General features: G+C 61.3%; 21 protein-coding genes. 12 read left to right on the top strand and 9 right to left on the bottom strand.

Annotation, left to right across the window (positions count from 1 at the left end; translation table 11 throughout):
* Positions 1-9: 9 nt before the first annotated feature.
* The 4 genes from MOK15_RS18105 to MOK15_RS18090 are packed head-to-tail and all read left to right on the top strand — an operon-like array spanning position 10 to position 4,322.
* Positions 10-891 (top strand): CoA ester lyase, encoded by an 882-nt coding sequence (locus MOK15_RS18105; RefSeq protein WP_242933115.1) that lies wholly within the window; start codon positions 10-12, stop codon positions 889-891.
* Positions 888-2,150, top strand: coding sequence for an acetyl-CoA hydrolase/transferase C-terminal domain-containing protein (locus MOK15_RS18100; RefSeq protein WP_242933114.1), 1,263 nt, complete (start codon positions 888-890; stop codon positions 2,148-2,150). Before MOK15_RS18105 ends, MOK15_RS18100 begins: the two co-directional genes overlap by 4 nt.
* Complete coding sequence (locus MOK15_RS18095) at positions 2,125-2,919, top strand: enoyl-CoA hydratase-related protein (RefSeq protein ID WP_242933113.1); 795 nt, start codon at positions 2,125-2,127, stop codon at positions 2,917-2,919. Before MOK15_RS18100 ends, MOK15_RS18095 begins: the two co-directional genes overlap by 26 nt.
* A gap of 41 nt (positions 2,920-2,960) precedes the next feature.
* Positions 2,961-4,322 (top strand): aromatic ring-hydroxylating dioxygenase subunit alpha, encoded by a 1,362-nt coding sequence (locus MOK15_RS18090; protein ID WP_242933780.1) that lies wholly within the window; start codon positions 2,961-2,963, stop codon positions 4,320-4,322.
* Positions 4,323-4,502: 180 nt separating this feature from the next.
* On the opposite strand, the gene MOK15_RS18085 is transcribed toward MOK15_RS18090, so the two are convergent.
* The 4 genes from MOK15_RS18085 to MOK15_RS18070 all read right to left on the bottom strand — a co-directional run bounded on the left by MOK15_RS18085 (position 4,503) and on the right by MOK15_RS18070 (position 7,642).
* Positions 4,503-5,342 carry a TauD/TfdA family dioxygenase gene (locus MOK15_RS18085; RefSeq protein WP_242933112.1) on the bottom strand — a complete coding sequence of 280 codons (840 nt, stop codon included), beginning with the start codon at positions 5,340-5,342 and terminating at the stop codon, positions 4,503-4,505.
* Positions 5,343-5,402: 60 nt separating this feature from the next.
* Positions 5,403-5,996, bottom strand: a complete 594-nt coding sequence (locus MOK15_RS18080) for a TetR/AcrR family transcriptional regulator (protein ID WP_242933111.1) — start codon at positions 5,994-5,996, stop codon at positions 5,403-5,405.
* A gap of 68 nt (positions 5,997-6,064) precedes the next feature.
* On the bottom strand, positions 6,065-6,865 hold the full coding sequence (locus MOK15_RS18075) for an SDR family oxidoreductase (RefSeq protein WP_242933110.1): 801 nt from the start codon (positions 6,863-6,865) through the stop codon (positions 6,065-6,067).
* 24 nt (positions 6,866-6,889) lie between these two features.
* On the bottom strand, positions 6,890-7,642 hold the full coding sequence (locus MOK15_RS18070) for a 3-oxoacyl-ACP reductase family protein (RefSeq protein ID WP_242933109.1): 753 nt from the start codon (positions 7,640-7,642) through the stop codon (positions 6,890-6,892).
* A 344-nt stretch (positions 7,643-7,986) separates the two neighbouring features.
* On the opposite strand from MOK15_RS18070, the gene MOK15_RS18065 reads away from it, so the two are divergent.
* A complete protein-coding gene (locus MOK15_RS18065) occupies positions 7,987-9,450 on the top strand; it encodes a carboxylesterase family protein (RefSeq protein ID WP_242933108.1) in 1,464 nt (487 codons plus the stop codon).
* A 97-nt stretch (positions 9,451-9,547) separates the two neighbouring features.
* Here the strand turns inward: MOK15_RS18065 and MOK15_RS18060 are convergent, their stop codons facing one another.
* The 3 genes from MOK15_RS18060 to ligK are packed head-to-tail and all read right to left on the bottom strand — an operon-like array spanning position 9,548 to position 12,169.
* The gene (locus MOK15_RS18060) at positions 9,548-10,441 is read right to left on the bottom strand and encodes an amidohydrolase family protein (RefSeq protein ID WP_242933107.1); all 894 of its coding nucleotides are present in this window, start codon (positions 10,439-10,441) and stop codon (positions 9,548-9,550) included.
* Positions 10,438-11,502, bottom strand: coding sequence for a 4-oxalomesaconate tautomerase (locus tag MOK15_RS18055; RefSeq protein ID WP_242933106.1), 1,065 nt, complete (start codon positions 11,500-11,502; stop codon positions 10,438-10,440). The genes MOK15_RS18060 and MOK15_RS18055 overlap by 4 nt, the downstream gene beginning before the upstream one ends.
* Entirely contained in the window at positions 11,495-12,169 is a 675-nt protein-coding gene (gene ligK, locus MOK15_RS18050; RefSeq protein WP_242933105.1) for a 4-carboxy-4-hydroxy-2-oxoadipate aldolase/oxaloacetate decarboxylase, read from the bottom strand. The genes MOK15_RS18055 and ligK overlap by 8 nt, the downstream gene beginning before the upstream one ends.
* A gap of 103 nt (positions 12,170-12,272) precedes the next feature.
* Here ligK and MOK15_RS18045 point away from each other — a divergent pair, with 103 nt between their 5' ends.
* From MOK15_RS18045 to MOK15_RS18020, 6 genes are all read left to right on the top strand, one after another.
* On the top strand, positions 12,273-13,424 hold the full coding sequence (locus MOK15_RS18045; RefSeq protein WP_242933104.1) for a LysR substrate-binding domain-containing protein: 1,152 nt from the start codon (positions 12,273-12,275) through the stop codon (positions 13,422-13,424).
* 65 nt (positions 13,425-13,489) lie between these two features.
* Complete coding sequence (locus tag MOK15_RS18040) at positions 13,490-14,374, top strand: NAD(P)-dependent oxidoreductase (protein ID WP_242933779.1); 885 nt, start codon at positions 13,490-13,492, stop codon at positions 14,372-14,374.
* A 40-nt stretch (positions 14,375-14,414) separates the two neighbouring features.
* Complete coding sequence (locus MOK15_RS18035) at positions 14,415-15,440, top strand: amidohydrolase family protein (RefSeq protein WP_242933103.1); 1,026 nt, start codon at positions 14,415-14,417, stop codon at positions 15,438-15,440.
* Entirely contained in the window at positions 15,437-15,892 is a 456-nt protein-coding gene (gene ligA / locus MOK15_RS18030) for a protocatechuate 4,5-dioxygenase subunit alpha (RefSeq protein ID WP_242933102.1), read from the top strand. The genes MOK15_RS18035 and ligA overlap by 4 nt, the downstream gene beginning before the upstream one ends.
* 1 nt (position 15,893) lies before the next feature.
* The gene (locus MOK15_RS18025; RefSeq protein WP_242933101.1) at positions 15,894-16,787 is read left to right on the top strand and encodes a class III extradiol dioxygenase subunit beta; all 894 of its coding nucleotides are present in this window, start codon (positions 15,894-15,896) and stop codon (positions 16,785-16,787) included.
* Between the two features lie 181 nt (positions 16,788-16,968).
* Positions 16,969-17,907: a Gfo/Idh/MocA family oxidoreductase gene (locus MOK15_RS18020; protein ID WP_242933100.1), complete on the top strand. Its 939-nt coding sequence runs from the start codon at positions 16,969-16,971 to the stop codon at positions 17,905-17,907.
* 64 nt (positions 17,908-17,971) lie between these two features.
* Here the strand turns inward: MOK15_RS18020 and MOK15_RS18015 are convergent, their stop codons facing one another.
* Positions 17,972-18,199, bottom strand: coding sequence for a hypothetical protein (locus MOK15_RS18015; RefSeq protein WP_242933099.1), 228 nt, complete (start codon positions 18,197-18,199; stop codon positions 17,972-17,974).
* Positions 18,200-18,289: 90 nt separating this feature from the next.
* Entirely contained in the window at positions 18,290-19,165 is an 876-nt protein-coding gene (locus MOK15_RS18010) for a helix-turn-helix domain-containing protein (RefSeq protein ID WP_242933098.1), read from the bottom strand.
* Positions 19,166-19,514: 349 nt separating this feature from the next.
* On the opposite strand from MOK15_RS18010, the gene MOK15_RS18005 reads away from it, so the two are divergent.
* Complete coding sequence (locus MOK15_RS18005) at positions 19,515-22,430, top strand: TonB-dependent receptor (RefSeq protein WP_242933097.1); 2,916 nt, start codon at positions 19,515-19,517, stop codon at positions 22,428-22,430.
* Positions 22,431-22,475 lie beyond the last annotated feature (45 nt).

Here is a 22,475-nt window from a genome sequence, read left to right as displayed (position 1 = left end):
CCTGACAGAATGTCCGTGATCCTGCCGACCAAGATGCGTTCCTGGCTTTTCGCGCCGGGCGACAGCGAAAAGAAGATGCTCAAGGCGGCCGACAGCGCTGCCGACATCGCGCTGTTCGATCTGGAAGATGCCGTCGCGCCCGAAAACAAAGCCTTGGCACGACGGATGATCCATGACTTCCTGCAAGGGCGCGAAAATCATGAGCGGCTGTGGGTCCGGGTCAACCCGTTGGATGGGCCGCATCTCCTGTCGGATCTTGCAGCGGTTCTGCCCGCCCGTCCCGGCGGCATCATGCTGCCAAAGGTCAATGGACGGGCGGATGTCGAACGTGTCGATCACTATCTCTCCGCATTGGAAGTGGCGAACGGAATTGCGGAGGGTTCAACCCCGCTGATCGTCCTTGTGACGGAGACGGCCGAGGCGATGTTCCATACCGGCGATTATAAGGGCGCGCCGCGTGTCGTCGCCCTTACCTGGGGTGCGGAGGATCTGGCCGATTCGATCGGAGCCAGCGCCAATCGCAATCCCGACGGCAGCTATGGTTTCACCTATGAGCTGGCGCGCAGCCTTTGCCTGCTTGGTGCCGCTGCTGCAGGCATGGCGGCGATCGAGACGATCCAGGGTGACTTCCGCGATCTGGACGGGTTGAAGACCCGCGCGGAAAAGGTGCGCCGCGATGGCTATCGCGGGATGCTGGCGATCCACCCTGCGCAGGTGGATGTCATCAACGCGGCCTTCTCGCCCACGGCGGAGGAAATCGCCGAGGCGCAGGCGATCGTTGATCTTTTTGCGGCCAATCCGGGTGTCGGCACTATCGGATACAAGGGTGGGATGCTCGATCGGCCTCATCTCAGCCGGGCCGAACAATTGCTCAGACAGGTCGGGCCGTGACCGGCGTTGCACCTGTCCGTTTCGCTGATGTTTTAAGGCCGGGCGACGCCATCATTTTCGGCCAGGCCTGCGGAGAACCGACGAGCCTGGTCGAGGCATTGATCGAGCAAGGCGACCGGATTCCAGGGCTTTCCGCTTTCATAGCGACCAGTTTTTCCGGTCTCTTCACACCCGAAACCGCCGGCATCTTCACGCTTTCCAGCATGGGCGCGATCGGCGCGCTGCGTACGATGACAAGGGCTGGGCGGCTGCAGATCATCCCCGTCCATGTCAGCCAGGTCGGACCGCTCATCTCAGCCGGAATCATTCCCTGCGATGTCGCGATGATCCAGGTCAGTCCGGCGGACGCCGACGGCAATCATAGTTGCGGCCTGATTAGCGATTATGTTCGCGCCGCCGTGGACAAGGCGCGCGTGGTGATCGCCGAGGTCAATGAAGCCGTGCCCTTCACCCCCGGTGAGACGATCGAGTCCTCCGCCATCGACATCGCAATCCCGGTCAACCGGCCGCCCGTTGAGGTTCTATCCGCAGCCATCGGCCCGATCGATGAGGAGATCGCCCGCTATTGCGCTGCGTTCATCGGTGACGGTGCGGTCATCCAGACGGGTATCGGGGCGGTGCCGGATGCCATTCTGCGCCGTCTCAAGGATCGCAAGGATCTGGGCGTACATTCGGGGATGCTTGGCGACGGGCTGGTCGATCTGGCGGAGGCCGGGGTCGTTACCAATGCCCGCAAGGAAGTCGATGCCGGCATTTCGATCAATGGCGCGTTGATCGGAACACGGCGCCTGTACGACTGGGCGCATCGCAACCCGGCCATCCGCATGTGCGCGACCAGCTATACCCATGACGCCGCCATACTTGGCCGTCTGTCGCGGCTGGTCACGATCAATTCTGCGCTGGAGGTTGATCTTACCGGTCAGGTCAATGCCGAACAATCCGGCTCTGCCTATCCCGGCGGGACCGGCGGGCAGGTCGATTTCGTTCGAGCCGGCGCCCGTTCGCCCGGAGGCCGATCGATTATCGCGCTATCCGCCTCGGCCAAGGGGGGGACGCTCAGCAAGATCGTGCCGCAGCTTTCGGGACCGGTCACGACCGCCCGCAGCGAGGTTGATGTCGTTGTGACCGAATATGGCGCTGCCGAAATCAAGGGGCGTAGTCTGGCGGAACGAACGCGGCGGCTGATCGCCATTGCGCATCCCGATTTTCGCGAAACGCTCGACCGCGCGGCCCATGCCATCCAGCAGCGAGGTTTCTGATATGAGCGACGCCGTCCTTTTCGATGCGCGTGCCGATGGCATCGCCATCATCACCATCAACCGTCCCGAACAGCGCAACTGTCTCAGCCGGGAGGTGCGCGATGGATTGCGGGTGGCATGGGACCGTTTCGAGCGCGACCCCGCCCTGCGCATCGCCATTCTGACCGGTGCTGGCGAAAAGGCCTTCTGCGCCGGGGGAGACCTCAAGGAAATGGTCGAAACCGGTATGCAGGTGCCGCCGCGCGATCTGTTTCCCTTGCCCTATGACAGCATAGAACTCTCCAAGCCCACGATCGCCGCTGTCAATGGCGTCGCCTTCGCCGGGGGCTGGATGATCGCCCAGGCCTGCGATCTTTGCGTCGCGAGCACAGCGGCGCGTTTCGCCATTACCGAAGTGAAGGTCGGACGCTCTTCGCCATGGGCCGCGCCGCTCATCCATATGATCCCGCAGCGGATCATGATGGAAATCATCCTGACCGGCAAACCGATCACGGCGCAGCGCGCTTATGAAATTGGCCTGGTCAATCGTCTTGCCGAGCCGGCTGTCCTGCTGGATGCCGCCCTGGACCTGGCGGCGGAGGTTCTTGATGGCGCGCCCCTGTCCGTCAAGGCCGGGCGCGACACGGTGATGCTCGCAACCGAAATGGGCCGCACCGCCGCCCTGCAGGCGGCCCGGGCGGCGTCCCAATATAGTTATATGAGCGAGGATGCGCAGGAAGGGCCGCGTGCCTTTGCCGAGAAACGCCGGCCCCAATGGCAGGGGCGCTAGACGAACAGGGCGGATCGCGCCGCCCGGAAAGTGAGGATGGCATGAACGAACTGAGCAAACTCGCCCAACCGGACGAGAGTCTGATCGAGCCGGTCACTGTCCCGGTCGAAGCCTATATATCGAAGGACTATGCTCGCGCCGAGCAGGATCGCCTCTGGCGAAAGCTGTGGTTGCAAGCGGCCCGATTGGAAGACATTCCCCATGTCGGCGATTTCGTCACTTACGACATATTGGAAGATTCGGTCATCGTCATGCGGACGGCACCCGATGAGCTGCGCGCATTCCATAATGTATGCCCGCATCGCGGCCGCAGGCTGATCGACACGCCTCCCGGCGCGCGCAACGCGCGGGGCAATCGCACCAACATGATATGCGGCTTTCACGGCTGGACCTTCGATCGGCAGGGACAATGCACATTCGTCAACCACCAGAACGACTGGCAGGGCAGGCTGACGGCCGAACGTACGGCCCTGGGCAAGGTTCGCGTCGACACATGGGGCGGCTGGGCCTGGATCAACCTGGACCCTGAAAGCGAACCGCTTGCCGATTATCTCGGCGTCGTGCCGGACATGCTCGATCCCTTCCAACTTCAGAATATGCGCTATCGCTGGCGTAAATGGATCATATTCGACTGCAATTGGAAGGTCGCGTTGGAAGCATTCAGCGAAACCTATCATGTCCAGACCACGCATCCGGAATTCAACGCATTTGGCGAATATCGGGGCTGGGCGCGCAAGCATGGCCTGCACAGCAATATCGGCTATGACGCACCCAAGAATATGGATGAAAACCAGGCAAAGCTGCGCGTCGGTTCGGGGGAAGATCCCCGTTTGTCGACTGCGGAAATGCAGCAATTCACCTGGGAAAACGCCAATACGAACACGACGATGACGCTGGTCAGGGCTGCGCAGCGTCTAAAGGACGAATTGCCGGAGGGCACCGCCGCGCCACAGGTGCTCCAGCACTGGCTGGCCACCGCCCGTGCCGATGATGAGAAGCGCGGCGTCTTCTGGCCCGTGGTGGACTCGGCGCATACGGCCAAGAGCGGCACCGCCTGGCAGATCTTCCCCAATTTCCAGATAGGCCATGCCGTCAACAACATGCTCTGCTATTCGGCCCGGCCCTATGGCGCCAACCCGGACAAATGCATTTTCGAAGCGGCGGTTTTCGAACTTTTCCCTGAAGGCGAAGCGCCCCAAACCGAATGGGAATATACGCAGGCACAGGATTGGCCGCCGGTATTGCAACAGGATTTCACCAACATGGCGGCCGTTCAGCAGGGCATGAAGAATGTCGGTTTCCGGGGCACGCAGCCCAATCCCTATATGGAGCGTGCGGTAGCGAGCCTGCATTATAATCTGGCCCGTTACATGGATGCGGGTGCGCCGATCGCTGTGGATTAATACCAAGCGGCGTAGAGAATGACTCATCAAGATCGACCGGTGGCTGTTCCCCGGCGAAAGTTCTCATCAATGTATCTTGGTATAAGTTATGGGAAGGGGCAGTTATCCGCCCCTTCCTCCACATAAAAACCCGCCGCCAGAGAAATGGCGGCGGGTCGCTGTTCGTCAGGCAAGAGCCGGTTATTCGAACGGCTCTTCGCCCTGCAACTTGGTACGGTGCATCATGCGGCCGCAACTGGAATCATAGGCTTCGGCGCGGTGCATCGTGCCGGTATTGTCCCAGATCACCAGATCCCCGACGCTCCATTCATGGCTGTAGCTGAACTCCTCCTGCGTTGCCCATTCGCGAAGGCCGACCAGGATTTCCGCGCTCTTCGTTGCGGGCACGTCCAGAACGCGATGTGCCGTGCAGCCCAGCACCAGCGACTTGCGGCCCGACCGGTGGTTCCACACGAGCGGCAGTTCATTTTCGCCGATCGCCTGCATTCCCTTGAGTTTGGCAAGGCTGGGTTCCGGCTCGTAATAGAAGACGCTGGCCCAGACCGAATGGATGACGCGCAGCTTTTCATATTCGGCCTTCTGCTCGTCACTCAACGCCTCATAGGCTGCATAGGTGTTGCAGAAACCCGTGTTGCCGCCCCAGCTTGCCGGTACTTTGCAGGATAGCAGCGAAGCGAGGATGGGCAGGTCGTTCATCGTGCCGTCGATATGCCAGTAGAGCGAGCCTTTCAGATATTCGGCGCTTTGCGGATTTTCCTTCACGTCGAGGGTGATCTTGTGAATTTCCTCGCCGCCGCGCATTTCCGCTGCAAAACCGCCGAGCGTCTTGGTGAAGGCAACCTGTTCTTCGTCGGTGAAGTCGATTTTCGGGAAAACCAGCACGCCGCGTTGTTCCAGCAATTCGCGAATTTGCGGGCCAAGATCACCGGCCAGCAATTCCTCCTTGTTGTTCAGGATACGGCTGCCGATCTGCGGTTTGATCTCTTCATGGACAAAGCGCGTGATCGTGGTGGCGGACATCTCCGACTCTCCTCTTTCCTAATGCATTGAACATGTGTTCAGCATGAGATTGGGGGAAAGTCAACCTATCTCATTTTTTGGGGAAAGCAGTTGGTCGAGCCAATTCTCGATGGCGCTGCGGGCGTCATCATGCCCGGCGATGACACCCAGGCCGCTCTCCATCACAAGCGCACGGCCGGATGCGGCCAGTAGCAGGGTGAGTCCTGCGGCGGTCACACCCTGCGCGGCCAGCCGATCACCCAAAATTCGCTCCAGCGCTTCTGCCTGTCGTGTACGCATCGCATCGCTGTGACGGGCGATCTCTGTACGGATGGTCTTTCGGTGATTGGCCAATGCGACAAATTCCATCGCGAGCGCGGTGCGGCTGGTGTCGATGAAAAATCGCCAAAGACCACGCACCGGATCATCGCTGTCCAGCGCCTCCGATATCATCCGATCGCTCTGTTCCGCGCCACGGCGAAAGACGGCGAGCAGCAGATCATCGGTCGTGGGGAAATAATAATGGACGAGTGAAGGCGGCAGGCCGGCCCGCAGCGCGACACGGCGGCTGCTGGCTGCGCCATAACCATCATCGCGGATGACCTGTTCGGCGGCATCAAGGATGCGGACGCGAGTTTCGGAGCTTTCGGTGCCGACACGACGTTTCTGGACCATGACAGGAGCATAGATGTCGCCGCCGCCTGTGCAAGGCTGTTGGAGGAGCGGTCTGTCCTCCGTTGCTTTCACCGGGCGAAATCCTGCACCGAAATGCCGCTCATGGCTGTCCAGCCCGCATCATTGTTGAAAACGCCGCCGGTTGCGAAACTGGCCTCATCACTGGCCAGGAACAGCGCCATGCGCGCCATTTCCTCGGGTTCGGCCATGCGACCTAGGACACCCATCCGACCGATCAGCATCTGGGATGTAGGCAATCCCGCCTTTTTCATTTCGGCACGCTGATGTTTGGCCATGGGCGTTTCGGTTGCGCCGGGGCACAGGGCGTTGACCCTGATCCCATGCTTTCCCAGTTCCACCGCAGCAACCTTTGTCAAGGCCACTACGCCCGCTTTGGAGGCGCAATAACCGGCCGTTCCTGCAACGATCGACGCCGCGATGGAGGCGGTGTTGACGATCGATCCACCACCTGCCTCGATCATATGGGGGGCGACATGCTTGATCATGAGCCACACGCTCTTGAGGTTTACCTCAAGGCATTTGTCGAAGGCCGCTTCGTCGATCGAGAGAATGGACTGTTTATTCTCGGTATCGACGCCGGCATTGTTGAAAAGGACCGTGGGCAGACCGAGTTCGGCTTCGGTGCGAGCGACAATTCGGCACACGTCTGTTGTCCGGCTGACATCGGCCCCGATTGCGATCGCTTTGCCGCCCTGCGCGCGGATGGCTTGCACTATGGGCGCGAGGCTCGCTTCATCAAGATCGACCGCGGCGATGCTTGCGCCTTCGCGCGCGAAGAGGGAGGCGGCTGCTTCCCCCATGCCGCCGGCAGCACCGGTGATGATGGCAATCTTGCCCGCGAGCCGCATCCGGCTGTCCTTTCCAGGCCGATGTCAATGGGAACCCATGTAGCGACCGCCATTGGTGCTGATCGTCTGGCCGGTGATATAGCTCGCCTCCTCGGAGGCCAGATAGGCGCAGGCCGCGGCGATATCCTCCGGCTTTCCTATCCGTTTCATCGGCAGGGTCTGGGCAAAGGCTTCGACATCGATCGGCGCCTGGCGCAGCATTGGCGTGTCGATAAAGCCGGGCGGCACCATGTTGAAGGTGACGCCGCTTGCCGCGAACTCCAGCGCCAATGCCTTGGTCATACCCATAAGCCCGCCCTTGGAGGAGACATAATGGCCCTGAGCGAAGGAACCGGACTGGACCGACGACGACGTGATGTTAATCACACGCCCCCAACCGGTAGACAGCATGTCAGGCAGTACTTCCTTCACCACCAGATAGGGACCGCGCAGATTGACGCGGATCACCTTGTCGAACAGATCGTCGTCAATCTCCATGAAGGGCGTGAAGGGCGCGATGCCGGCATTGTTGACGAGGATCGCGACCGGCCCCAGTTTGGCGCGAGTTTCTTCCGCAGCGGCGTGAATTGCCTCCTTGTTCGCACAATCGGCCGTAATCGAGATGGCGGTGCCGCCCGCATCTTCAATCATCTGCGCGGTCTCGTTGGCCCCGGCGCCGTTGATGTCCCAGATCGCGACTTTCGCCGTGTCTTCGGCTAGGCGGATTGCGATGGCGCGTCCGATGCCTGATCCCGCACCCGTCACCACCGCGACCTTGCCGTTGAGAGAGCGTGTCATCGCATATCCTTCCCGTAAGATTATCGAGCCTTGCTGGCTCCTATGTTGAACAGGCGATCAACATTGTGAGCCATAGGCTGTCAAGTCTGTATCGGCGAAGATCGCCTCCGCGAAAATCGAGGGTCAGCGTTATGTGAAGAACGCCGATTGCAGAGTCCATGGTTGGCATAGCGCGGCGGATCGGGCCTGGCGTCATGTTCGTGCTTCGGCGCAAATCATGATTTTAGTCGATGCTGGTCGGTCGATATCGGGAAGGCGATCAATGTGGCGGCCCCGGTTTTTCGAACAGATGTGGTGCGGCGATCAAGCGTACAAAAATGAAAAGAGTTGGAAGGGGATTGGGTATGGACAGGCGAAACGTCACCACGCAGGCTGGCCGGATCGTGGGCATGTGCGTAGATGGTGTGTTGCGTTGGCTGGGCATCCCCTATGCACAGGCGGACCGCTTTGCGGCGCCGGTCGCTCCCCAGTCATGGGCCGGCGAGCGGGATGCCACTATGCCTGCTCCGCAATGCCCGCAAATGTATGGCAACTCGGCGAAACGGGCACGTCTCTCCCCTCCCGCCTTCGATGAAAATTGCCTCACGCTCAACATCTATGCGCCTGAATCCCGTTTGGAGGGGGAGCGCCTTCCCGTCTATGTCTGGATTCATGGCGGCGCTTTCGTGGCGGGGAGCGGTAATCCCTATGACGGTACGCATCTCGCCCGGATGGGCGGCATCATCGTCGTCACCATCAACTATCGGCTGGGCGTCCTGGGCTTCGTCAATTTCGGCGATGCGCTGGATGATCCTTCCATCCCTTCCAATCTGGGACTGCGCGATCAGATCGCGGCGCTGCAATGGGTACGCGACAATATCGAGGCCTTTGGCGGCGATCCATCACATATAACCATCGGGGGCCAGTCGGCGGGGTCCATGTCCGTCGCATTGCTGCTCCATGCCCCCTTGGCCCATGGGCTGTTTCAGCAGGCCATCATGCAGAGCGGAGCGACCAGCCTCATTCACAGCCGGACGCGCAGCGAAGCGATCGGGCGGAACTATGTCACGGCCCTGGGTCTCAAGGGCGCAAAGATCGAGGACTTGCGGGCGCTCGACCTGCGACGCTTGTTCGAGGCGCAGGCTGCCGCTGGTGCAGCAAACCCCGGCACGGTGCCTGCCGCGCCTTGGCTGGACGGCGATCTGGTGCCGCCATCGTTGGAGGCCCTGCATCAGGAGCGGGCGGCGGCTGTGCCTCTTATGGCTGGCGCGACGGGGCTTGAGATACGCCTGTTTGAACTCATGCCGGGCGATATCCTGCCGACTTCCTGGTCCGCGCTCGAAACTTTGCTGGAGGATCAGTTGGGCAGCGAGGCAAGCCAGCGGATCGTGAAGGCCTATCCCCGCACGACCACTGGACGGCGAGCGCTGGCGAGCGATCTCGCTTTCGCGATGTCGACCCGGCATTTCGCCGACAGACATGCGGCGCACAGTCCGACCTGGTTCTACCGTTTCGATTATGCCCACCCTATCGCAGGGGCGACCCACGGGCTTGATCTGACGTTGACCTGGCCGATGCGTGGCCTGCGCGCCGCTCTGGCAAGAGGCGGGCCGATGACAGGTCGCCGCGCAGTTTTAGGTCAACGTATGACCAATCATATCGCCCATTTTGTCCGTCACGGCAGCCCCGCCGATGATTGGCCGCGCTATACGCCCGATAGCGGCCAGACGATGCTCTTCAACCTTGTCGACCGAGTTGAAGCATGTCCTGATGCAGAACGATGGCGGGCATGGAATGGGGCGGATGTCGGTCCGGCGTTGGCCTCTTGAAACCTGGCATCGGCCTGTCACCCCTAATGATCCTTGATGCAGTAGGGGTGAGGGCTGGTGCCGCAATGCGCCGGTAGGCGCATCCGCAAACAGACCTTTAGCGGTCCCATTCCTCCGGCCAGTAAAGACGCATCGGATTGTCGATGAGCAGCTTGCGTTGCAGTCTTTCGGTGGGTGCAATGCGGGGGATCATGTCGACCAGATGGCCGTCATCGGGAATGGCGTCCTGCATGTTCGGGTGCGGCCAGTCGGTGCCCCAGAGGACGCGATCCTGATAGTCGGCGACCAGCGGCGCAACGGCGTCGGCAAAGGCGTTCCATGGCGCGCCGGTTGTGTCGAGCCGGTCCGGGCATGTCGCCTTGAACCAGATATCGTCACGGCTATCGAGGAAATTGCGGAAAGCTTTCATATCGGTGCCGTCCGGCCCCTGGGCAACATCGGGGCGACCCATATGGTCGATGACCAATGGCACAGGGATTGCGTCCATGAAGGCGCGCAGTTCTTCGAGAATGTCGGCTTCGAAATAGATGACGACATGCCAGCCGGCGGGGAGACGTTTGGCGACTTCCAGAAACTTGTCCTTGGGCGCGTCATCGACCAGACGCTTAAGGAAATTGAAGCGGATGCCGCGGATGCCGCCGTCATGCAGGGCGGCAAGTTCGGCTTCGGAAATGGCTGGATCGACCACGGCGACGCCGCGCGCCTTTCCATTCGACCTAGCGATTCCGTTCAGGGTCGCGGCATTGTTCGTGCCGTGGCAACTGGCCTGGACGATGACGTTGCGGTCGAGGCCCAGATGGTCGCGCAGTGCGAACAGCATGTCCGGACCGGCGTCGTCGGGCAGATATTTGGCTTTGGCGCTGAAGGGGAAATCCGCCATCGGCCCGAACACATGGCAATGCGCATCGACCGCGCCCGCCGGTGGCGTGTAGCGTGGCCTGGACGGATTGCCGTGCCAACTGACGATGCGTTGGCCTTGATCGGTCGTCATGCGAAAACCTCTCCGTCCATGAGCTTTCGTGCGGTGCGCAGCATGGCGGCGCTGGTGATGGCGCCACTTTCGTCCAGTTCCATGACGCAGGTTGTTTCGCCGGTGGGATGCTCCACCGACAGCGTCTTGCGCTGTCCTTCGGGAATGCGGGCGACCTCGGCGGCTGGAGATCCTTCGATCAGGCAGGCCGTGGCGACGCTGACAGCGCCCAGCACGCCGATGGAGGCATGGGCGCGGTGTGGTATGAAGCTGCGCACCGTGACGGCGCCGCCATTGCGGGGCGGAGCGACGAGCATCATCTTGGGCACCGACTTCTCCTGAACATCGCCCAGATTCATCCGTTCGCCCACAGCCAGACGGATCTTCTCGATCCGGGCCTTCAACGCGCCGTCATTGTCCAGCGTATCGCGGTCCTCATAGCCGGTCACGCCGACATCTTCGGCTTTCATCACCACGCAGGGCATACCATTGTCGATCAGCGTGACGCGCACACCTTCCACTTCATCAAAAATATTGCCGGTGGGAAGGAGCGCGCCGCAGGAGGAGCCGGCGGTGTCGCGGAACTCCAGCGGGATGGGGGCGGCTGATCCCGGAACGCCGTCGATCTTCGCCTGACCGTCATAGCGGACTTTGCCGCCAGGCGTTTCGACGGTGGCGATGGCGATCTGGCCGGTATTTTCCATGAAGATGGAAACCGGCGTTTGGCCATCCCGTGCGGATACGAGGCCGCGTTCGATGGCGAAGGGACCAATGCCGGCAAGGATGTTGCCACAATTTTGGGCATCGGTAACGATCGCCTGCTCGACGAATATCTGAAGGAAGAGATAGTCGACGTCGACGCCCTCCCACTCCGATTTCTTGACCACCGCGACCTTGCTGGTCAGCGGATCGGCGCCGCCCATGCCATCGATCTGGCGCGGATCGGGCGAACCCATGATACGCAGCAGGAAAGCATCGCGTGCAGTGGAATCGGCAGGCAGGTCTTCGGCCAGAAAATAGCCGCCCTTGGATGTTCCCCCGCGCATCCACATAACGCGGGCGCTGCTCTGGGGGTCAGACATATTTCAGGCCCATTTCCTCAAGACGTGGACGCATATTATAGATGTCGAGGCCCAATTCACCGGCGGCGAGGCGGATGCGCTTGGCTTCCTCGGCGGCTTCGCGGGCCTGCGCCTTTTCCAGCACGGCGGCGGCGTTGGCGCGGGGTACGATGCACACGCCGTCATCGTCCGCGATCACCACGTCTCCGGGGTTCACCAGCGCATTGGCGCAGACCACGGGTATGTTGACGCTGCCCAGCGTGTTTTTGACCGTGCCCTGGGCGTGGACTGCCTTCGACCAGACCGGGAAATTCATCTGGGTCAAATCGCGCACGTCGCGCACGCCGGCATCGATGATGAGGCCGCGACAGCCGCGCGCCTGGGCCGATGTCGCCAACAGATCGCCGAAATAGCCGTCGGTGCAGGAACTGGTCGGCGCGAGGAGGAGGACGTCGCCTTCCTTCAACTGCTCGATCGCGACATGGACCATCCAGTTGTCGCCCGGAGGGGCGGAGATCGTTACCGCACTACCCGCGATACGGGCGCCATTATAGATGGGGCGCATATAGGGAGCGAGCAATCCGGTGCGGCCCTGCGCTTCATGGACGGTGGCGACGCCGCATTTGGCGAGGCCGTCGACGACAGCGCGTTGCGCCCTTTCGATATTCTGGACGACGACACCGGACATGGAACTGTTCCTTCTCCCAAGATGGACAGCGACATGGACAGCTTCGCGGCAATCCACAAATCCGAACTGGCGCAAGGTTATTAAATTTTGATAATCATCGGATATGAAGCCCGATCAGTTCAATATCCGCCACCTGGCCGCCATGGTGGCCGTCGTCGACCAGGGTAGCGTCAGTCTTGCGGCGCGCGCCGTCAATCTGACCCAGCCGGCGGTGACGCAGGGCATTGCCAAGCTGGAGGCGCAACTGGGCCTGCCATTGTTCGAACGACAGCCGGGCGGGATGGCGGCGCTGGAGGCTGCGCTCCGGCTGAAACCCCGGATCGACGTTGCGTTGCGGCTGATCGGCAGCAATCGGGTGACGGCGGCACAGATACGCGCTTTCGTCGCGCTGGCGCGCGCGGGCAGCTATGCGGCCGCCGCTGCCGCGACCGGCGTTGCAGAGCCATCGCTGCACCGGGCTGTGGGCGATCTTGGGCTGGCGGTGGGAAATCGCCTGGTTGACCGGCGCGGCCGGGGGGTCATGCTGACCAAAGCGGGAATGGCACTTGCGCAGCGATTGCGGCTGGCGCTGGCGGAGTTGCGGCAGGGGCTGGAGGATCTGGCTGACCTCAAGGGCGAGGAGGGCGGCCGCATCCTGGTTGGGGCGATGCCCTTGTCCCGTGCGCGCCTGTTACCCGATGCCATTGCCCGCTTTCGCCTAACCTTTCCGCAGGTGGACATCAGTGTCCTTGAAGGGTCCCATGCCGAACTGGTCGGGCCGTTGCGCGACGGTGAGATCGACATGATGATCGGCGCGCTGCGCGACCCGGCGTTAGTGCTGGATCTGAACCAAAGCCCGCTGTTCGAGGACCGTCCGACCATCTTGGCGCGGTGTGGGCATCCGTTGGCGGAGGGTTGGGACGCCGACGCGCTGCGCTCTTTTCCCTGGATATTGCCACCAGAGGGGACGCCGTTGCGTCAATTGTGGCGAACGATGTTTGCCGAACTGGGCGGCGATCTGCCCGCCGTGCCGATCGAGTGCGGATCGGTGATGACGATCCGGCAATTGCTGGTGGGGGGCGACTATCTAACCTTGCTGTCTTACGACCAATTGGCGCTGGAATTGGAAGCGGGACTGCTGGCCGATATCGGTCCTGCGCCGGGGGCGATCAGTCGGACCATCGGGCTGACCACCCGGGCGGACTGGCGTCCGACCCGTCTGCAGCAGCAGTTCATGGCGGCGGTGGAAGCATCGGCAAAGGATATCACTTCGTAAATTCTTATGCTGCCATGGTGGATTCGATTGGCGGCTTTCGGCCCGATGCGTCATCCCCTGGCGTCATGGAGCAGGAAGTTGGTCTGATCGGGTTCGGCGAAGCGGGGTCCACCTTTGCACTGGCGGGGGACTGGGCTGCGGATGCCCATGTGTTCGATATCAAGACGGACGAAGCAGCGACATGCGACGCGACATTGGCGGCCTATGCCGATGCGGGCGTGCGGCCCGCGCGCGCTCTGGCGGATGCGCTGGCAGGCGTGCCGCTGGTTCTGTCGCTGGTGACGGCAGATCAAGCGCTGGCCGTGGCGGAAGCGGCGGCTGCGTTGATCGCGCCAGGTGTCCTTTATTGCGACCTTAACAGTGTTGCACCGCAGACCAAGCAGGCGGCGGCGCGGGCGATCGAGGCAGCAGGCGCCCATTATGTCGATGTCGCGGTGATGGCGCCGGTCGATCCGGCGCGTCTGGGTGTGCCGCTGCTCTTGAGCGGAGCGTCGGCCGAGGCAGCGGAAGAGCGGTTACGGGCGTTGGGCTTCACCAGGATGCGTGTTGTCGGCGCGGACATCGGCCGGGCCTCGTCGATCAAGATGATCCGGTCGGTGGTGGTCAAGGGCATTGAGGCCTTGACGGCCGAATGCGTGCTGGCGGCGGCTCAGGCGGATGTACTGGACGAGGTGCTTGTCTCACTCGATGCGAGCGAGAAGGCGCGGCCCTGGAATGCGCGGGCGGATTATAATCTCGACCGGATGCTGGTGCATGGCGCGCGCCGCGCGGCCGAGATGGAGGAAGTGGTCAAGACGCTTGAGGGCCTAGGCCTTGATGCGGCGATGACGCGCGGCACGGTGCAGCGGCAACGGGCGATCGGTGCATTGGGCCTCAAGACCCCGCCTGACGGACTGGTGGGGAAGATTGGAGCGATTTCCGAATATTCTCCCGCAGGAGCACGGACATGAGCAAGTCGGGTCGACAGAATGAGATTGGAGAAGCGAACGGATGAGCCTGATTATTGATTGCCACGGTCATTATACCGTTCTGCCCAAGGGGCATGACGCCTGGCGCGAGGAGCAGAAGGCGGCGTTCAAGGCTGGCACAGTATGTCCTTCCTATCCCGAGATCGGCGACGACGAGATTCGCGAGACGATCGAGGCGAACCAATTGCGTCTCATCAAGGAACGTGGCGCCGACCTCACCATTTTCTCGCCGCGCGCTTCGGCCATGGCGCCGCATGTGGGTGACGAAGCGGTGGCGAAAGAATGGGCGATACGCTGCAACGACCTGATTGCGCGCGTCGTCGGTCTTTTCCCTGAAACCTTCGTCGGCGTGTGCATGTTGCCCCAGTCGCCCAAGGCCGACATGACCAACAGCATCGCCGAGCTGGAACGTTGCGTCGTTGAACTGGGTTTCATCGGCTGCAACCTCAATCCCGATCCGGGCGGTGGCCATTTCACCCATCCGCCGCTGACCGATCGCTACTGGTATCCCTTCTACGAGAAGATGGTCGAGCTGGACGTACCGGCGATGATCCATGTGTCGGGTAGCTGCAATCCGGCGATGCACGCGACCGGCGGCTATTATATCGCGGCCGACACCATCGCCTTCATGCAGTTGCTGGAAGGCGACCTGTTCAAGGATTTCCCCACGCTCAAATTCATCATCCCGCATGGCGGCGGCGCGGTGCCCTATCATTGGGGGCGCTACCGGGGTCTGGCCGATATGCTCAAGAAGCCCGACCTGTCGACGCATCTGATGAACAACATCTTCTTCGACACATGCGTCTATCACCAGACAGGCGTCAATCTGCTGGCGGACGTGATCGACAATAAGAACATACTGTTCGGATCGGAAATGGTCGGCGCGGTGCGCGGCATCGACCCCACCACCGGCTTCTATTTCGACGACACCAAGCGCTATGTCGATGCGCTGGAGATAAGCGACGAGGAACGCAACGCTATCTTTGCGGGTAACGCCCGCCGCGTCTTCCCGCGCCTCGACACCAAATTGAAGGAGAGGGGATTGTGATAACCGAAGATCCCAAGCATCAGGACATCCACGAATATCTGGCCGAGTTGGAGGATATTCCCGGCACCCGCGTCTATACCGCGGCGCGCGCGCGCATCGGTTATCATATGAACCAGTTTGCGATGAGCCTGATGAACGCGGAAAATCGCGCGCGGTTCAAGGCGGACGAGCGCGCCTATATGGACGAATGGCAGCTGAGCGAGGAACAGAAGCAGGCGTTGCTGGCACGCGATTATAATCGCTGCCTGGACCTGGGCGGCAATGTCTATTTCCTCGCCAAGCTGTTTTCGACCGACGGGATTCCGTTCGCCGAAGCGGTCAGCACCATGACCGACATGAGCTTTCCCGAGTATCGGGAAATGATGATGAAGGGTGGACGCTCTCCTGAGGGTGTCCGCTCGATAAAGGCCAACGCCGCCATCGGCGGCGATACTGACGAAGGAGGCCGCTGAGATGGCGCGGATTACTGCTGGCGTGGCGTCGAGCCATGTGCCGCTGCTGGGCGTGGCGTCCGACTTCAACAAGGATCGTGACGAATATTTCGGGCCGATCTTCGCCGGTTACGACTGGACCCGCGCGTGGGAAGAAGCGGAAAAACCCGATGTCGTGATCCTGGTCTATAACGACCATGCCTCCGCCTTCGACATGAAGATCATACCGACCTTCGCGATTGGGTGCGGCGAACGCTACAAGTCCGCCGATGAGGGATGGGGGCCGCGTGCGGTGCCGGACGTGGAGGGGCATCCCGACCTTGCCTGGCATATCGCGCAAAGTCTGATCCTGGACGAGTTCGACATGACCATCATCAACGAGATGGATGTGGATCATGGCCTGACGGTGCCGCTTTCCATGATGTTCGGCAAGCCCGACGCCTGGCCGTGCAAGGTCGTGCCGCTGGCGGTAAACGTCGTCACCTATCCGCCACCGTCGGGCAATCGCTGCTGGGCGCTGGGCCAAGCGGTGCGCAAGGCGGTAGAGAGCTTCCCCGAGGATCTGAACGTCCAGATATGGGGTACGGGCGGTATGAGCCACCAGTTGCAGGGACCGCGCGCCGGCCTCATCAACAAGGAATGGGATAACAGGTTCCTGGATGGGTTGATCGGCGAAAGCGATCATCTGCGCCATATTCCCCATATCGAATATCTGCGCGAGACGGGCAGCGAAGGCATCGAGATGGTGATGTGGCTGGTTATGCGGGGTGCGCTGGGGAAAAAGACCCGCGCGCTGCACCGCCATTATCATGTGCCCTGCTCCAACACCGCGATCGGCCATATGGTTCTGCGCCCCGACAATGGCGAAGGTCTGGATATGACCGGCAGCGGCGTGAGCGCGCTCGCGGCGGAATAACGATATTTAGCCCCTCCCCTTCAGGTTCAAACGAGTCACGTGCCTCGTTTGAAGGGTTGGGGTGGGGGCGATTGTGGCAGCAATCGCTTCTACCTTTCAGATGGGCGCAGGCTCGCTTCGCTCGCACCCACCCCCAGCCCCTCCCTTAAAAGGGAGGGGAGAAGAATACGGAGTTTAGTCTATGCGTATTGCCCTGGCTGGTGCCGGCGCCTTTGGCGAAAAGCATCTCGACGGCCTCAAGAACATCGACGGCGTGACCGTCACCTCGATCATCGGCCGCGAGTTGGAAGCGACGAAGAAGGTCGCGGAGAAATATGGCATTGGCCATGTGACGACCGACCTCAACGAAACGCTGGCGCGGGCCGACGTCGATGCGGTGATCCTCTGCACGCCCACGCAGATGCACGTTGACCAGGCGATCGCCTGCATGGATGCGGGCAAACATGTCGAGGTCGAAATCCCGCTCGCCGATAGCTGGGCCGGCGCGCAGGCGGTGCTTGCCAAGCAGCAGGAAACCGGCCTCACCTGCATGGTCGGCCACACCCGCCGCTTCAACCCGTCGCACCAGTTCGTTCACAACCGTATCGCTGCCGGCGAATTCAACGTTCAGCAGATGGACGTGCAGACCTATTTCTTCCGCCGCAAGAACATCAATGCGAAGGGTGAACCGCGTAGCTGGACCGATCATCTTCTGTGGCACCATGCCGCACACACGGTCGACCTGTTTGCCTATCAGGCTGGCAGGATCGTGGCGGCCCATGCGATGCAGGGGCCGATCCATCCCGAACTCGGCATCGCCATGGACATGTCGATCCAGCTCAAAAGCGAGACGGGCGCTATCTGCACCCTGTCGCTGTCCTTCAACAATGACGGGCCGCTTGGCACCTTCTTTCGCTATATCGGCGATACGGACACCTATATCGCGCGCTACGACGATCTGGTGAACGGCAAGGAAGAACCAATCGACGTCAGCCAGGTCGCGGTGTCGATGAACGGCATCGAACTGCAGGACCGTGAGTTCATCAGCGCCATCCGCGAAGGCCGTGATCCCAATTCGAGCGTCGCCAAGGTGTTCGACTGTTATCGCGTGTTGGGCGAGTTGGAACGGCAACTGGGTTGATCGCTATCCCTCTGGGGTCGCAGGGAAGGGCGCGGCGGGCCAACCTGTCGCGCCCTTCTTCGCGTCAGGCACCGAGCAACGGGTGAAGGAAACGCAGGTCATCGAGCAGGGATTCGATCAGCGCGATATCCCGTAGACTGCCGGTAGGTGTCGCAGTCCAGTTGCAATGGGGATGTGTCTCGCGGCTGTAAAGACGGATCGGACCGATCACTTTGCGCCAATGATGCTTGCTCTTGCCATGGTCACGCAGCAGCCTTGCGACGATCAGGTCGGTCATCATGTCACATGTCATCGTCGCCCCATGCCGACCGGTGGCCAGGCAGGTCAAGATAGGTTTCCAATGCGCGCCAGCGAATGGAGGGATTTTCTTCGTGCATGATGGTCAGGATCGTTCGCGCGTGGCGCGCCAGGCGCGCGGCGATTGACCAATATGCCGGGCGAAGAAGCGGGAGAAATAAGCGGGATCTTCAAAGCCCACCGCATAGGCGATTTCCGCCACGGAAAGCTGTGAGTACAGCAGCAGCCGACGGGCTTCCAGCAGGGCGCGATCATCGAGCATCTGCGCAGGCGAGCTGTTCGCGATGCGGGCGCAGGCCTGGCGCAGGGCGGTGAGGCTGGTGCCCAGCGCCGCAGCCTGGATCGATACGGGTTCGCGCTGACGAAAACGCTGCTCGATCCGTTCGCGTAGCCGCGCGACCAGCGCGGCCTGGCGTGTGGTGCCGGATTGCGCCGCTTTCGCGATCGTCACATGCCGCAGGGCCAGGACCATGAGCAGCAACAGAGCGGATTCGACGGCGGCGCGCCGGCCAGGGCCGGACCAGCTCAGCTCCTTGGCCATGCGGGCGATGACGGTTTCGGCGTCCTGGCCCTCTTCATTCGGCAGCGCCACTGCCTGTGCGCAGGCGAAAAGCGGCGCGAGTTCGGTGTCGCGCGCCATGAGATGACGCAGATAGCTGGCGGCGATGGTGGTGACATGGCCGCGCGATTCCTGATGCCAGGTAAAGCCATGAACGATACCGGCGGGTATCAGCAGCAGGCAGGGCGCTTCGAAGGATAGCTGGGTCGCCTCCGCCTGCATCGCGCCGCCGCCTTCGGCGATCAGGATGATATGGTTGAGGTCGTGATGGACATGCGGGCGGATCGTCCATTCGCTTGGGCGGGAGCGATCATCCAGGTTTTCGACATGAACGAAGCCTTCCGCCACACTGCGTTGGGGTTCGCCATAGAGATAGAAGCTGGGAACAGGGACCGTCGGCATGGCGCGACCATAATGTCGATCGGCGGAGGCAACAATGTTGCGGGCGCGCAAATCTATTGGTTGTTCGCTGGCGCAGGTCCGTCAGGGACGGGGCGATATGCTGATAATGGCGCGCGAAGCTGGTGTCGAGCGGATCGCTGACGAGATTGTACGATCTGGCCGCCTATCATCCGGATTTGCAACTCTATTACGCCATTGGTGCGACGCCTTTTCGTTTGCCTGTCCCGGCCGATGCAGGTCGATTTGCCGTAGGCCTATCAAATCAGTCTATTATATTTCGTATACGGTATTTGACAGGAGCTGTCATATATCGCAATAAAGAGCGGTCCTAAAAGGGAGGAACGCGACAATGCGGAATCACCGCACGAAATTTTATTGCGCAGCGGCTTTGTCCGCTCTGCTGGCAGGGGCAGCCAATGCTCAAACACCGCAGGCTGCGGATGCGGGTGGCACCAGTGAAATCGTCGTCACCGGCACGCGCATCAAGCGCCCGGATCTGGAGAGCAACAGTCCCCAGACCGTCGTCGGTTCCGAAGAGTTTCGCTATCAGGGCGCGACCACGGTGGAGGGCGTGCTCAACCGCCTGCCGCAGTTTACCGCCGCCGAGAACGAGAATGTGTCGAACGGATCGGACGGCACGTCGAAGATCAACTTGCGCAATCTGGGTTCCAACCGCGTATTGGTGCTGGTCAACGGCCAGCGCATGTTGCCGCAGCAGGCGGTCAACCTCAATTTCGTTCCCAGCAGCCTGGTCGAGCGGGTCGATGTGCTGACCGGCGGCGCTTCGGCCGTCTATGGGTCCGATGCGATGTCGGGCGTGGTCAATTTCGTGCTCAAGGATAATCTGGACGGCATCCGCATCGACGCCCAGACCGGCTTCTTCCAGCACGACAATAATAATGGCGCGGTGCGCAGCCTGCTGGACGACAAGGGCTATCGCCTGGCCAACGGGTCGGTGATGGATGGCGGCAAGCAGGATATCACCATTTCGGCGGGCAAGAATTTTGCCGACGGCCGCGGCAACATCACCGTCTATGGCGGTTATCGCCATTTCAGTCCGGTCCGCCAGTCGAATCGCGACGTTTCCTCCTGCGCGTTGCAACAGGCGGATGATGCAGGCACCGCGCTCTTCTGCGGCGGGTCGAGCAACACGCCCTATGGCACCTTCGTCCCGCTGGAAGGCGCGTCCCAGGGGCGGACGCTGACCAACAACCGGGACGGCACGCAGACTTTCGTCCCTTATGACAACAGCTATGCCTATAATTATGCGCCGGACAATTATTTCCAGCGTTCCGACGAGCGTATCACCGCGGGCGCCTTCGCCAAGTTCGAACTGAGCAAGGCGGCGGAAGTCTATGGCAGCTTCATGTTCATGCGCGACCATACATTTTCGCAGGTGGCGCCGTCGGCGATCTTCCTGGGGTCGCCCTTCGCCATTTCGTGCAACAATCCGCTCGCCAGCGCGAGCCAGTTACAGACCCTGTGCGGCAGCAAGGCCGGGACGGCCCAGACCGCCGACGCGCTGGTCGGCTATCGCATGTCGATCGCGCCGCGCCGCGATGACCTGAAATATAATGATTATCGCTATACCGCCGGTGTGCGCGGCGATCTGGGTAGCGGGTTCAGCTATGATGTGAACTATCTCTATTCGCTGGTCCGGTTCAAGGAACGCTACCTCAACAATGTCGACGCGGTGAAGGCGCAGCGCGCGTTGGATGTGGTCAGCGTCAACGGCGTCGCCACCTGCCGCTCTGTGATCGACGGCACCGACCCGAACTGCATTCCGGCCAATGTCTTCGCCGCAGGCGGCGTGACCGCCGAGCAGGGCAGCTATCTCTTCACGCCGAGCAATACGTCTTCGCGCAATGCGCAGCAGATATTCTCCGGCACGCTGAGCGGCGACCTGGGCCAGATGGGCATTACCAGCCCGTGGGCCAGCCGGGGCGTCGGTATCGCGCTGGGTGCGGAACATCGCCGCGAAACGCTGAACTTCTTCGCCGACGAGATCGCGCAGCAGGGCGGTAGCACCAATGCCGATGGCATCATCAGCGTGACCGAAGGCTATGGCGAAATCGAAATCCCGCTGATCCAGGATATGCCGTTCATCCGCTCGCTGACGATCAACGGCGGTCTGCGTTACTCCTCCTACAAGAATGAGCAGAAGTCGACCGGCTACAAGTCGAGCTATGGTGTCTGGACTTACAAGGGCGAGTTGAGCTGGCAGCCGGTTGATGATGTGCGCCTGCGCGCCAGCTACAATCACGCGATCCGCGCGCCGAATATTACCGAACTGTTCGCGTCGCAGTCGGTCGGCAACGTCGCCGGTTCCGATCCATGTGCGGGTACGGACCCGGTCGCATCGCCGGAAACCTGTGCACTCACCGGCGTCACCACTGCGCAATATGGCAACATCGTCGAGTGCCCGGCCGAAACCTGTTCGGCACTGGGCGGCGGCAACCGCAACCTGAAGCCGGAAACGGCCGATACGATCACCGCCGGTTTTGTGCTGACGCCGCGTGCGCTGCGTAACTTCTCGCTGTCGGTCGACTATTACAAGATCAAGGTAAAGGACTATATCAATTCGATCAGCCCGGCGCTGATTATCAGTGAATGCACCAGGTCGGGCGATCCTTATTATTGCAGCCTGTTCAATCGCGATCCGCGCTCCGGTGCGATCTTCGGCCAGAACGGCTATATCGTCTCGACCACGCTCAACACCGGCTATTTGAAGACATCGGGCATCGATGTGACCGCGGACTATACGTTCGGCATCGGCAAGATGGGCAAGGTCAACGTCAACATGGTCGGCACCTGGCTTGCCGAACAGGTGGCGCAGCCGCAGCCGGGGCTGGGCAGCTATGACTGCAAGGGCATGTTCGGTTATACCTGCGGCCAGCCTTCGCCCGAATGGCGGCACGTGGCCCGCTTTAGCTGGATGGCGCCGAGCGATACGGTGCTTTCCCTGTCCTGGCGCCATATCGGCGGCACGACATTGTCCAGCCTGTCGGATAATACTCTGCTGAACGGTTCGCCGTCCAGCGTCATCAACCGCAAGATTGACGACTATAATTATTTCGACCTGTCGCTGACCCAGTCGATCGGCAAGCAATTGACCATACGCGCCGGTGTCAACAATATGTTCGACAAGGACCCGCCTGCACTAGCCGCCGGCATTCTGTCGTCCTTCGGCAACGGAAACACCTATCCGGGCGTCTATGACTCGCTGGGCCGGAACATCTTCTTCGGGGCGACGGTCAATTTCTAATATAAGGAAGCATTGATGGACCCATACCGACCTGTTCCCCGGCGA

Origin of the sequence: Sphingobium sp. BYY-5 (genome assembly GCF_022758885.1) — a bacterium.
Classification (GTDB): domain Bacteria; phylum Pseudomonadota; class Alphaproteobacteria; order Sphingomonadales; family Sphingomonadaceae; genus Sphingobium.
Note: the sequence above shows the minus strand (reverse complement) of the source record. Positions and strands in the feature narration are given on the sequence as shown.